This window comes from Citrobacter sp. NCU1 (assembly GCF_010231475.1).
In the GTDB taxonomy this organism is placed as follows: Bacteria; Pseudomonadota; Gammaproteobacteria; order Enterobacterales; family Enterobacteriaceae; genus Citrobacter_D.
Genome location: NZ_NRDO01000032.1, coordinates 21,400 through 33,847 on the forward strand (window position 1 = coordinate 21,400; position 12,448 = coordinate 33,847).

Annotated in this window: 13 protein-coding genes; 2 read left to right on the forward strand and 11 right to left on the reverse strand. The window is 54.5% G+C overall.

The features are described 5' to 3' along the window. Nucleotides 1-266 precede the first annotated feature (266 nt). Nucleotides 267-2,012: a gamma-glutamyltransferase gene (gene ggt / locus CJP72_RS09730; protein WP_162380664.1), complete on the reverse strand. Its 1,746-nt coding sequence runs from the start codon at nt 2,010-2,012 to the stop codon at nt 267-269. A gap of 120 nt (nt 2,013-2,132) precedes the next feature. On the opposite strand from ggt, the gene CJP72_RS09735 reads away from it, so the two are divergent. Continuing rightward, complete coding sequence (locus CJP72_RS09735; RefSeq protein ID WP_162380665.1) at nt 2,133-2,513, forward strand: DUF2756 family protein; 381 nt, start codon at nt 2,133-2,135, stop codon at nt 2,511-2,513. Here the strand turns inward: CJP72_RS09735 and ugpQ are convergent. From ugpQ to ugpB, 5 genes are all read right to left on the reverse strand, one after another. Then, nucleotides 2,494-3,243: a glycerophosphodiester phosphodiesterase gene (gene ugpQ / locus CJP72_RS09740; RefSeq protein ID WP_162380666.1), complete on the reverse strand. Its 750-nt coding sequence runs from the start codon at nt 3,241-3,243 to the stop codon at nt 2,494-2,496. The genes CJP72_RS09735 and ugpQ overlap by 20 nt on opposite strands. After that, complete coding sequence (locus CJP72_RS09745; RefSeq protein WP_162380667.1) at nt 3,240-4,310, reverse strand: sn-glycerol-3-phosphate import ATP-binding protein UgpC; 1,071 nt, start codon at nt 4,308-4,310, stop codon at nt 3,240-3,242. The genes ugpQ and CJP72_RS09745 overlap by 4 nt, the downstream gene beginning before the upstream one ends. Before the next feature lies 1 nt (nt 4,311). Continuing rightward, nucleotides 4,312-5,157 (reverse strand): sn-glycerol-3-phosphate ABC transporter permease UgpE, encoded by an 846-nt coding sequence (gene ugpE / locus CJP72_RS09750; protein ID WP_162380668.1) that lies wholly within the window; start codon nt 5,155-5,157, stop codon nt 4,312-4,314. After that, nucleotides 5,154-6,041, reverse strand: coding sequence for a sn-glycerol-3-phosphate ABC transporter permease UgpA (gene ugpA, locus CJP72_RS09755; protein ID WP_162380669.1), 888 nt, complete (start codon nt 6,039-6,041; stop codon nt 5,154-5,156). The genes ugpE and ugpA overlap by 4 nt, the downstream gene beginning before the upstream one ends. Nucleotides 6,042-6,141: 100 nt before the next feature. After that, nucleotides 6,142-7,458: a sn-glycerol-3-phosphate ABC transporter substrate-binding protein UgpB gene (gene ugpB, locus CJP72_RS09760; RefSeq protein WP_162380670.1), complete on the reverse strand. Its 1,317-nt coding sequence runs from the start codon at nt 7,456-7,458 to the stop codon at nt 6,142-6,144. 62 nt (nt 7,459-7,520) lie between these two features. Between ugpB and CJP72_RS09765 the strand changes: the two genes are divergently transcribed. Further along, nucleotides 7,521-7,697, forward strand: a complete 177-nt coding sequence (locus CJP72_RS09765) for a hypothetical protein (RefSeq protein ID WP_162380671.1) — start codon at nt 7,521-7,523, stop codon at nt 7,695-7,697. A 135-nt stretch (nt 7,698-7,832) separates the two neighbouring features. Here CJP72_RS09765 and CJP72_RS09770 read toward each other — a convergent pair whose 3' ends face one another. The 5 genes from CJP72_RS09770 to livH all read right to left on the reverse strand — a co-directional run bounded on the left by CJP72_RS09770 (nt 7,833) and on the right by livH (nt 12,436). Beyond that, nucleotides 7,833-8,570: a tetratricopeptide repeat protein gene (locus tag CJP72_RS09770; RefSeq protein WP_162380672.1), complete on the reverse strand. Its 738-nt coding sequence runs from the start codon at nt 8,568-8,570 to the stop codon at nt 7,833-7,835. A 186-nt stretch (nt 8,571-8,756) separates the two neighbouring features. Beyond that, nucleotides 8,757-9,470, reverse strand: coding sequence for a high-affinity branched-chain amino acid ABC transporter ATP-binding protein LivF (livF, locus tag CJP72_RS09775; protein ID WP_162380673.1), 714 nt, complete (start codon nt 9,468-9,470; stop codon nt 8,757-8,759). Nucleotide 9,471: 1 nt separating this feature from the next. Further along, on the reverse strand, nt 9,472-10,239 hold the full coding sequence (gene livG / locus CJP72_RS09780) for a high-affinity branched-chain amino acid ABC transporter ATP-binding protein LivG (protein WP_162380674.1): 768 nt from the start codon (nt 10,237-10,239) through the stop codon (nt 9,472-9,474). Beyond that, nucleotides 10,236-11,513, reverse strand: a complete 1,278-nt coding sequence (gene livM / locus CJP72_RS09785) for a branched chain amino acid ABC transporter permease LivM (protein WP_162380675.1) — start codon at nt 11,511-11,513, stop codon at nt 10,236-10,238. Before livM ends, livG begins: the two co-directional genes overlap by 4 nt. Continuing rightward, nucleotides 11,510-12,436, reverse strand: a complete 927-nt coding sequence (livH, locus tag CJP72_RS09790) for a high-affinity branched-chain amino acid ABC transporter permease LivH (RefSeq protein ID WP_162380676.1) — start codon at nt 12,434-12,436, stop codon at nt 11,510-11,512. Before livH ends, livM begins: the two co-directional genes overlap by 4 nt. Nucleotides 12,437-12,448 lie beyond the last annotated feature (12 nt).

Below are 12,448 nucleotides of genomic sequence, written 5' to 3' on the forward strand. Positions count from 1 at the left end.
GACGTAAATTGGACCTGGTATAATCTTGATCGTGCAATGACCAGCAGGAGAATGGATGGAGTTGGTAACGTAGTCAGACTCATAAATAACCTATCCAAAGCGGGTTTAGTCGATATAGTCGCAAGAACACCCTCAGGAATGGATTATTACCGCGTATCCACCCAAGGTCATAAGTTGCTAATCGAAATGGAACAACATCACCAGGACGATTCACTATAGTAAAAACTACTCGGCAAGCCCTCTTCCACCGAAGAGGGCCGTTCACCTTAGTATCCTGCCGTTAAATCATCGACTGAACGCGGGTCAGATGCGCCATACAGCGCGCCGTCCGGCCCCACCATAATGCTTTGCGTGCTGCCCATCGCCTCTTTCAGCGCGACTTTCTGCCCCTTTTGCTCCAGCAATTTGAGGGTATCCGGGCTGAACCCTTTCTCCACGCGCAACTCATCCGGTAACCACTGATGATGGAAACGCGGAGCGTTGGTTGCTTCAGCGACGTTCATCCCAAAATCGACACTGTTGACCACCATTTGCAGCACAGTCGTGATAATTCGGCTACCGCCAGGGCTACCGGTCACCAGCCAGGTTTTGCCCTCTTTCACCACGATAGTTGGTGACATAGACGACAGTGGGCGTTTCTTCGGCCCCACCGCATTGGCATCGCCGCCCACCAGACCGTAGACGTTTGGCACACCCGGTTTGGCAGAAAAGTCATCCATTTCGTTATTGAGCAAAATCCCACTGTTTCCGGCCACAATCCCGGTGCCAAACGTGGTGTTCAGGGTGTAGGTCACCGCCACGGCGTTACCGTCTTTATCCACCACCGAGAAGTGGGTGGTCTGGTTACTTTCGTAGGGCGCAAGTTTACCCGGTTTTATTTCGCTGGACGGTTTCGCTTTGTTGATATCTATTTGATCAGCAATGGATTTGGCATATGCCTTATTCGTCAATGCCTGCCACGGCACCTTCACAAAATCCGGGTCGCCGAGATATTCCGAGCGATCGGCATAGGCATGTTTCTCAGCTTCCGCCATCACCTGCATCGCGTCCGCGCTGCCGAACCCATATTTCTTCATATCGAAGTTTTCAAGGATATTCAGGATCTGCACGATATGAATACCGCCGGAGGACGGTGGCGGCATGGAGAAGACCTGATAGCCACGATAGTCGCCGCTGATCGGCGTGCGTTCCACTGCTTTATAGGCCGCCAGATCCTCTTTGGTCATCAACCCGCCATTCTTCTGCATCTCTTGTGCAATCTGGTCTGCTATCGCCCCTTTATAAAAGGCATCCGGCCCGTTTTCCGCAATCAGCGCCAGACTTTTCGCCAGATCTTTTTGCACCAGTTTGTCGCCCTTTTTCAGCGGCTCACCGTCTTTCCAGAAAATCGCTTTACTGTTTTCATGATTGGGGAGCACTTCGCTGCCGTAGGTTTTCAGATCGTCAGCCAGCGCATCGTTAACGACGAATCCTTCTTCCGCCAGTTTCATAGCCGGACGCACCACTTTGTTAAGCGGCATCGTGCCGTATTTCTCCAGCGCCAGCGAGAAGCCCGCGACAGTTCCCGGCGTCCCGGAAGCCAGATGCAAGGTTAGCGATTTTTTACTGTCGGGATTGCCCTGATCGTCGAGGAACATGTCACGCGTGGCGCCAGCCGGCGCCATTTCACGAAAATCGATCGCCGTGGTATTACCGTCTTTGGTGCGCAGCAGCATAAATCCACCACCGCCTAAATTTCCGGCCTGCGGGTGGGTGACTGCCAGCGCGTAACCCACCGCCACTGCGGCATCTACGGCATTACCGCCCTGCTTAAGAATATCGACCCCCACCTGGGTGGCCATCGCATCCACTGAGGCCACCATCCCCTGTTTTGCCCGCACGGGATGGAATACATCCTCTTCAATGCCGTATGACACCGGAGAGGGCGCTGGCGGCGCAGCAACAACACTAAAGCAGCTTCCTGACAGCAGAGCAGCAAGCGCCACCCGGCGAAAAAACGTCGGTTTCATCATTATGATTCTCCAGAAGTTCGGGGTCAGCCCCCACTAATCCTGGTGCATAACTCTGAAATAACCATCGTGACGGGTAAGAAAGAGGTAAACTTAAGAGATCCCCCCAGAGGAGGAAAGACGATGAAACGATTCTTTATTTTGGCGGCGCTACTGCCGTTTGCTGTCTTTGCGCAGCCCATCAACACCATGAATAACCCGAACCAGCAAGGGTATAAGATACCCAGCCAGCAACGCATGCAAACGCAAATGCAGTCGCAGCAAATCCAGCAGAAAGGGATGCTTAACCAGCAGTTGAAAACCCAGACTCAGCTGCAACAGCAGCATCTGCAAACGCAGATGAACAATAATACGCAACGGGTCCAGCAAGGTCAGGTACGCGAACAACCGTTACCGAATACCAACGGCGGCATGCTGAACAGCGGAACACGTCAGGATAGCGGTCAGCAGCATATGCTGCCGCCGCGTCAGAATGGCGATATGCTTAATCACTCGCAGCCGTGAAGTCCGGGCCAATAACGTCGATCGCATCGGTACAGATGCAGTTCACCCCCCAGCGCAGCAGTTGTGCAGCGCGCTGGGGTTTGTTGACGGTATAGACCAGAATCTTCAGCCCCGCCTCACGCAGGCTCTCGACACGCGCTTCATTCAGCAGATGATGGTTAAGATGAATGGAGACGCACCCCAGCCGCGTGGTCAATTCACGCCAGTCATCACGCCACTCATCCAGCAACAGTCCACGCGGCAGTTCCGGCGCAGCCTGCTGTGCGGCCTCCAGCGCATCAATCTCAAAAGAAGAGAGTAGCGGCGGCGTCATATCCGCCCACAGCTCTCGCGCCGCCAGCGCCACCACTTTGCCCGTCAATGGCCCGGTGCCGGTAGTGGGTTTGATTTCGATATTGACCATCATGCCGTATTTCCGACAACGCTCCGCCACCTGTGCGAGCAACGGCAACGGCTCGCCTTTGAATTCGCCGCTGAACCAGCCGCCCGCATCCACGCGCAAGAGATCCTGCCAGGTTAACTCACCCGCCACGCCCCAGCCGTTGCTGGTGCGCTCGAGATTGTCGTCATGCAGCAGGAAGATTTCGCCGTCTTTCGACAACTTAACGTCAAATTCGATCATGGTGTGCCCATAACGCGCCCCCACATCAATGGCTGCCAGGGTGTTTTCCGGGGCCAGTTTGCCGCCGCCACGATGGGCTGCAACATGAGGGTAAGGCCAGTTACTCATAGTCGTTGTCCTGTTTCACCATCAAAAAGATGCAAATGATTGTCCGGCAGATGGAGCCACAGCGAACTGCCTGCGGTTGGGCGCTCCTGATGCGCCAGGCGTACCACCAGCTTCTGCTCGCCCCAGCGACCGTGCGCAAGGTTATCCGCGCCCAGCATCTCCAGTGTCTCCACCACCAGCGGCACGCCGCCTTCTACCTGCGAGCTTAGCGCAATATGTTCCGGACGGATACCGAGGGTCATTTTACGCCCGGCGTGTTGGCGGGAGCCACCGTTAAGCGGCAGTGCGGGGCCGCCTTCCAGTTCAAAGTGAGTCCCTTCTCCATTGAGCCGCCCCTCCAGCAGATTCATCGCCGGGCTGCCGATAAAACTCGCCACAAACAGACTGGCGGGCTTTTCGTAAACTTCCACCGGCGTACCGATTTGCTCGGCGACACCGTTATTCATCACCATCACCCGCTGGGCGAGGGTCATCGCTTCCACCTGGTCATGGGTAACATACAGCGAGGTGGTTTTCAGGCGGCGGTGCAGTTGTTGCAGTTCAAGACGCATCTGCACGCGCAGTTTGGCATCGAGGTTAGAGAGCGGCTCATCGAACAAGAACACCGCCGGGTCGCGAACAATGGCGCGCCCCATCGCCACACGCTGGCGCTGGCCACCGGAAAGCTCGCGCGGGCGACGCTTAAGCAGACCGTCCAGTTCCAGAATTCGGGCGGCCTCTTTAACCCGTTCAGCAATCTGACCTTTGTCCATTCCGCGGATCTTCAGTCCCCACGCCATGTTCTCCTCCACGCTCATGTGTGGGTAGAGCGCGTAGTTCTGGAACACCATCGCAATACCGCGATCTTTCGGCTCCATTTCGGTGACACGCTGACCGTCGATCCAGATATCGCCGCTGGTCGCCCGCTCCAGTCCGGCGACCATCCGCAACAGCGTCGATTTCCCGCAGCCGGAAGGGCCAACCATCACGATAAATTCACCGTCTGCCACGTCCAGCGTCAGCGGTTTAATGACCTGGGTTTTGCCATCCCAGCTTTTGGTTACTGCCTGTAATGTTAATCCCGCCATCTTATTTCTCACTGTCCACTAAACCGCGTACGAAAGCACGCTGCATCACTAAAACAACCACCACTGGTGGGATAAGCGTTAACAACATCGCTGCCATTACATGGTTCCACTGGGTTGTGCCTTCACCGGTGGCGATCATCCCTTTAATGCCCGCTACGGCGGTGCCAAGATCAACATCGGTGATAATCAGCAACGGCCACAAATACTGGTTCCAGCCGTAAATAAAGGTGATCACAAACAGTGCCGCGAGGTTAGTTTTCGACAGCGGGAAGACAATGTCGCGAAAGAAGCGCATCGGTGAGGCACCGTCAATACGCGCCGCCTCCACCAATTCATCCGGCAACGTCATAAAGAACTGGCGGAACAGAAAGGTTGCGGTGGCGGAGGCCATCAGCGGCAGCGTCAAACCGGCATAGCTGTCGAGCATCTTCAGGTTGGCGATCACTTCCACCGTCGGGAAGATACGGACTTCAACCGGCAGCATCAGGGTGATAAAGATCATCCAGAAGAAGAGGTTACGCAGCGGAAAGCGAAACCAGACGATGGCGAACGCCGAGAGCATCGAGACCGTGATTTTGCCCACCGTGATGCTAAACGCCATTACAAAGCTGTTGAGCATCATCCGCCAGAACGGCGCACTGTTAACGCCGACGCCGTTGATCCAAATGGTGTGCATATTTTCCAGCAGATGCGTGCCGGGGATCAGCGTCATCGGCGCGGCAAACACCGCCTGATCATCCAGCGTCGCCGCCACAAAAGCGACGTACAGCGGGAAGAGAATGACGGCAATCCCCAGAATCAACATGGTATGGCTGAATATTGTCAGCCACGGACGGTTCTCAATCATTGGTAGCGCACCTTACTTTCGACATAGCGGAACTGCACCACCGTCAGCACAATGACGAGGAACATCAGCACCACCGACTGCGCTGCGGAAGCGGAGAGATCCAGCCCGGTAAAACCTTCACGGTAGATCTTATAGATAAGCGTCGTCGTCGCCTGCACCGGTCCTCCGGCGGTGGCCGCGTCGATCACCGGGAAGGTGTCGAAGAAGGCGTACACCAAATTGACCACCAACAGGAAGAAACTCACCGGCGCAATCAGCGGCAGGGCGAGCTTAAAGAAACGGCGAATCGGGCCAGCGCCATCGATGGCCGCCGCTTCAATCAGCGAACGGGGAATAGATTGCAGCGCGGCATAGAAAAAGAGGAAGTTGTAACTAATCTGCTTCCAGACAGAGGCGAACACCACGAGGAACATCGCCTGGCCACTGTATTGCGCATGGTTCCAGTCATAACCAAACTCGGCGAGAAAATGGGTGATCAGTCCGCGACCGGGGTTAAACAGGAAGATCCACAGCACGGCGGCCACCGCAGGCGCAACGGCGTAGGGTAGCAACATCAGCGTTTGATAGATTCGGCTACCGCGCACGATGTACTCCACCAGCGCGGCAAAGAACAGCGAGACCAGCAGGCCGCTGACGGTAACCAGGGTGCTGAATTTAATCGTCGTCCAGAAAGCGTCGAGGTAATAGCTATCATGAAACAGCGCGACGAAGTTCTCCAGCCCAACGAATCGGCTGGAGAAACCAAACGGATCAACGCTTTGCAGGGAATACCACAGCGCTTCGCCCGCAGGCCAGATAAAGAAAATAAGGGTGATAACCAACTGCGGAGCAACCAGCAAATAGGGCAACCAACGCGAGCGGAACACCGGACGGGATGAGGACATTGAGGTTTGATTCCTGAACAACGCCGGATGGCGCTACGCTTATCCGGCCTACGCGCATTTCCAGGCCGGGTAAGGCGAAGCCGCCACCCGGCATTTCACATTACGATTTAGTCGATTGTTCAAAACGACGCAGCAGCTGATTACCGCGCTCAACGGCGGAGTCCAGTGCCTGTTGAGGGGTTTTCTTGCCGGTCCACACGCTTTCCAGCTCTTCATCCACAATAGTGCGGATTTGCGGCATATTGCCCAGACGCAGCCCTTTGGTGTACGGCAACGGCGGTTTGTTGAGCATCTGGCGCGTTGCAATATCTGAGCCGGGGTTCTTGTCGTAGTATCCCTGTTCGCGGGTCAGGTCATACGCTGCGGTGGTGATCGGCAGATAACCGGTCTTCTGATGCCACTCCGCCGCATTTTCCGGCTGCGCCAGGAAGTTGAGGAATTTCGCCACACCGTCATAGGTCGCTTTGTCTTTACCCTGCATCACCCACAGGCTCGCCCCGCCAATAATGGCGTTCTGCGGCGCGCCTTTCACATCAGCGTCGTACGGCATCATGCCGACACCGTAATTGAATTTGGCATATTGACGGATGTTGGCAAGCGATCCGGAGGAGGCCGTCGTAATGGCGCAATCCCCGTTGTAGAACTTCTCGGTGGACTCATCTTTGCGGCCCACGTAGCTGAAATCGCCCTTCTTGTTCATCTCCTGTAGCAGCGCAATATGTTTCACCTGCTCCGGCTTGTTGAACTCCAGCACCGCATCCGCGCCGTCAAAGCCATTGTTTTTAGTCGCAAATGGCAGGCCGTTCCAGGCGCTGAAGTTTTCCAGTTGGATCCAGCCCTGCCAGCCGCTGGCGTATCCACACTTCATGCCAGCCGCTTTCAACTTCTCAGTATACGCCGCTAGATCCTGCCAGGTTTTCGGCGGCTGCTCCGGATCTAAGCCCGCTTTTTTGAAGGCATCTTTGTTGTAGTAGAGCACCGGGGTCGAACTGTTGAACGGCTGTGAAAGGAGATGGCCGCTTTTACCGTCGGTGTAGTAACCGGAAACCGTCGGCACAAACTGCGATTCATCAAAGCTGATGCCCGCATCCTTAAACACTTCATAGACCGGTTTAATCGCCTTCGACGCCATCATGGTGGCGGTGCCGACTTCATAAACCTGCAAAATCGCCGGGGCGTTACCGGTACGGAATGCCGCAATACCAGCACTCAGGTTCTGCTCGTAGTTACCCTTGTAGACGGGAACCACTTTGTAATCCGGGTTGGCGGCATTGAAACGTTGCGCCAGAGAATCAACTTCTTTACCTAACTCCCCTTCCATTGAATGCCAGAATGGAATAGAGGTCACTGCCAGTGCCTGGCCAGCCAATGCCAGGCTGAGCGCCAGTCCTAAGGCTGTATGTCGTAACGGTTTCATTGATTATCTCTCTTGTTGTTTCGAATGCGCGATTTCACGCGTTTTATGTTCGCGGAAGTAACATGACAGGCTCAAATTACAAAAAAATAACGTTTTCATTACAAAAAAAAGATAGTAAGGCGTCAGAAGGATGGCAAGACGATGAAGGCACGGTGACAGGAAAATGGGAGGTGGGGCACGTATATAAGATAAGAAAACAAATTCATGACTTCACTTTCGATGAAACCCAGTTTTATTAAGCACTCAACGTCGCGCTCTTTTCACCCTGGATTTTTATACCGACAGCAAACCTGGCATCCATCTTTGCTGCCGGTGTTTCTTTGGGGAGTTCAGTATTACCATTCGGAATGAAGTACAGGGAACAGCACTGTCATTTACTGGACAAGACCTTGTTTCAGTTTTTCATTCGCTATTTTTATCCACTCCCGGTGATATTTACGATATTGCGGTCTCGCATGTTTTGCGGCGTCGATGATGGCCACATATTGCGCATTGGCGTCATGCAGTCTATTCGACTTCACCAGCATTTCCGCATAATGAACCCGTGCCTGTGGACCAGGGTAGTATCTGATCAGTTCTTCGAACTCAGGCTCAGCAACCGCATAGTTTTCCTGAGCCGCTAACGCTCTTGCATAAAGCAGATGCCCTTCTGAAGACTGAAAATCGGGGTTGAAGTGGATCAGGTCTTCCAGCGTTTTTTGGCAACCAGCAAAATCCTGCGTCGCGAACTCAGCCTTCGCCAGGCTCAGCATCATCGGGGCTTCATGCGCAAAAATCCCGCTCAATGCTTGTTGATAATGGGGAATCGCCTGATGATAACGTCCTAAGCGTGCTAATTCATTCGCCAACAAATAATGATTCTGATTGGTCTCGGCAATAGCCAACTCTTCGGTCATTTTTCTGAGATGCCGCTCCGGACTTATTTTATCCATGATTCGCAGCATCAATGATCTTCCATGATAACTGGACCCCATACCCGGTAGCACCACAAACAGAAGGTAGATGAGGCATCCCATAGCAGGGAACACAAGGATAATAAAAATCCAGTAACGATCGTGACCAGAACGGACAACATGAAAAGCGCAAAATAATTGCGCAGCAATAGACAGCATTAATAACAACGGCACCGTATTTCTCCCTGAATTAATTCCCAGATGAATAATTCATGTAAATATGCATATTTCAGTGCTACTTATAACCGTCGAAATTAATCAATAGCAATAACCGGGCTGTAAATTCAGATTTTGATTCCCCCATAAAAAAAGGAGCCGAAGTGGCTCCTTTTTTAAGGAGAGAGTTTACCCGCCCAGATAAGCGCTTCTTACCGCTTCATTTGCCAGCAGCGCGTCACCGGTATCTTCCAGCACCACATGACCGTTTTCGAGCACATAACCGCGATCGGCTAGTTTCAGCGCCTGGTTGGCGTTCTGCTCAACGAGGAAGATGGTCATCCCCTGCTCGCGCAATTGTTCAATGGTGTCGAAGATTTGCTGAATGATGATCGGCGCAAGCCCCAGCGACGGTTCGTCCAGCAGTAGCAGGCGCGGGTTACTCATCAGCGCACGACCAATCGCCAGCATCTGCTGTTCACCGCCGGACATCGTACCCGCACGCTGAATGCGACGCTCATGCAAACGGGGGAACAGTTCGTACACCCATTTGATTCGCTGCTGGAACTGGTCGCGTTCGGCAAAAAAGCCCCCCATCGCCAGGTTCTCTTCTACGGTCATGCGTGAGAAGACACGACGCCCTTCCGGGACAATCGCTACCGCTTCACGCATGATTTTCGCCGTTTGCCAGTCGGTAATATCTTTGCCGTCAAACACCACCCGCCCGCTGGTCGCACGCGGATCGCCGCACAGAGTCCCCAGCAACGTGGTTTTCCCTGCGCCGTTTGCGCCAATCAGGGTGACAATTTCACCCTGATTAATGTGCAGGCTCACCGCGTGCAACGCCTGAATTTTGCCGTAGTGGGCGCTGACTTTGTCAAAAGACAACATGACTTTTTCCATCTTATGCCTCACCAAGGTATGCGCGGATCACGTCCGGGTTGTTACGAATTTGCTCCGGCGTGCCGTGCGCCAGCGGCGTTCCCTGATTCACCACATAAATGCGATCAGAGATGCCCATCACCAGCTTCATATCATGTTCAATCAACAAAATCGTGGTGTTGTGATGGTTACGCAGTTCAGCAATCAACTCGTCCAGCTCTTTGGTTTCTTTCGGGTTCAGACCCGCCGCCGGTTCATCAAGCATCAGGATTTCCGGTTGCGTCACCATGCAGCGAGCGATCTCCAGACGACGCTGATCGCCATACGCCAGGTTACTGGCCTGGCGGTTCGCGTGCTCCAGCAAACCAATTCGCTCCAGCCAGCTCGCCGCGCGGTCCAGCGCTTCGCTTTGCGCCCGCCGGAAGGCCGGCGTTTTGAACAACCCCGAAAAGACGCCGGTTTTCAGTTGCTGGTGTTGTGCCACCAGCAGATTTTCGATCACCGTCATTTCACGGAACAGACGCACATGCTGGAAGGTACGCACCACGCCCATACGAGCAATTTGCTGCCCCGGCAACCCTTCCAGATGCTGGTCACGTAGCGTGATCGTGCCGCCCGTGGGTTTATAAAAACCGGTCAGACAGTTAAAGACCGTGGTTTTACCCGCACCGTTCGGACCAATCAGGGAAACGATTTCCTGTGGGTGCAGCTCCAGGTTGACGTTATTCACCGCCAGCAAACCGCCGAAGCGCATCATCAGACCGTTAACAGATAATAATGGCTGACTCATGCCTGCTCTCCTTTCGGTTGCCCGTTTTTCAGTTTCAACTGTGGACGGGTCATCGGCAGCAAGCCCTGCGGACGCCAGATCATCATCAGTACCATCAAGCCGCCCAGCATCAACATGCTGTATTCGTTGAAGTCACGCATCAGCTCGCGTGAAACCACCAGCAAAATAGCCGCCAGAATCACCGCAAACTGCGACCCCATGCCGCCCAGAACCACTATCGCCAGCACAAACGCCGATTCGGCAAACGTGAACGACTCTGGACTGACAAAGCCCTGGCGCGCGGCGAACAGCGTTCCGGCAAAACCCGCAAACGCGGCGCTGATAGTAAAGGCGGTCAGCTTGATGCGCGTTGGGTTTAAGCCCAGCGAGCGGCAGGCAATCTCATCTTCACGCAGCGCTTCCCACGCGCGACCCAGCGGCATACGCAGCAGACGGTTAATGACAAACAGCGAGAAGACCACCAGCAGCAGTGCCACCAGATAGAGGAAAATTACGCGATCAGACGGGTCATACTTCACGCCGAAAAAGTGACTGAAGGTATCCCAGCCGCCTTCACGGGCGGTGCGACTGAACTCCAGACCAAATAACGTCGGTTTCGGGATCTGGCTAATGCCGTTCGGGCCACCGGTCACTTCAGTGTTGTTGAGCAGCAGAATACGGACGATTTCACCAAAACCCAGGGTGACAATCGCCAAATAGTCGCCACGCAGACGTAGCACCGGGAAACCGAGCAGGAATCCCGCCGCCGCAGAAACCAGCCCCGCCAGCGGCAGACAGGTCCAGAAGCCGAGGCCATAATAGTGGTTCAGCAGCGCGAAAGTGTAAGCGCCGATGGCATAAAAGCCGCCATAACCCAGCACCAACAGACCGGAAAGCCCCACCACAACGTTCAGCCCGAGACCGAGGATGATATAAATCATGGTCAGGGTGGCGATATCCACCGTCCCGCGCGACACCATAAACGGCCACGCCACGGCGATAACCAGTAATGCCACAAGGAACAGCTTCTGTTTGACCGTTGAACCGTCAATCGCCGGCAGAATAAATTTTGGCCCGGAGACGCTTTTCAGGCTCTTCTGGAATGTCGGGCGCAGCATCTGGAAGAAAAAGACCACCGCCGTGCCGATAAACACCCATTGCCAGCGGATATCGCTTGCAATATCAACCACCAGCTTAGTGCCATCCAGCTCTAACTGGACGCCCATAAAAACGCTCGCCAGCACGAAGAACATCGCGGCAGAGAGCAGCGCCATCGCAAAATGCATCGGTTTCATACTTTCTCTACCTCCGGACGACCCAGAATACCGGTAGGCATCACCAGCAGCACGCCAATCAGCAGCGCGAAGGACACCACATCTTTATATTCCGTACTCAGATACGCCGAAGAGAGCGCTTCGGCGACGCCCAGAATCAGACCACCGATCATGGCACCTGGAATGCTACCAATACCGCCCAACACGGCTGCGGTGAAGGCTTTCATCCCGGCCATAAAGCCGATGTATGGGTTGATGACGCCGTAAAATTGTCCGAGCAGTACACCCGCGACCGCCGCCATCGCCGCGCCGATCACAAAGGTCAGCGCAATCACGCGATCGGTATTGATCCCCAGCAGACTCGCCATTTTCAGGTCTTCTGCACAGGCGCGACAGGCGCGTCCCATACGGGAGTAGCGAATGAACAGCGTCAGCGCCAGCATCGCCAGGAAGGTGACAATCCAGATAACCAGTTGCATGGTGGTGATACTGGCAGAGAAGTTCTCGCTGCTGCCCACCACCCACTGGCCGTTAAACAGGCTGGGTAGCGCCACGTCGCGCGACCCTTCGGTCAGGCTGACATAGTTTTGCAGGAAGATAGACATCCCGATGGCGGAGATCAGCGCAATCAGGCGCTTGGAGCTGCGCACGGGCCGGTAGGCCACCCGCTCGATACTCCAGCCATAGGCGCTGGCGATCACAATGGCGCCAACAAACCCGGCGGCTACCAGCAGCCAACTGGTATCAATGCCCATCATCATTAGCGCGGCAATGATCATAAAAGAGACATAGCTGCCGATCATGTACACCTCGCCGTGGGCGAAGTTGATCATGCCGATAATGCCGTACACCATCGTGTAACCGATAGCGATCAGCGCGTAGGTGCTTCCCAGCGTGACGCCGTTAAACATCTGCTGCAGAAAATAGAGAAACTGCTCGGACATAAGACTACCTTT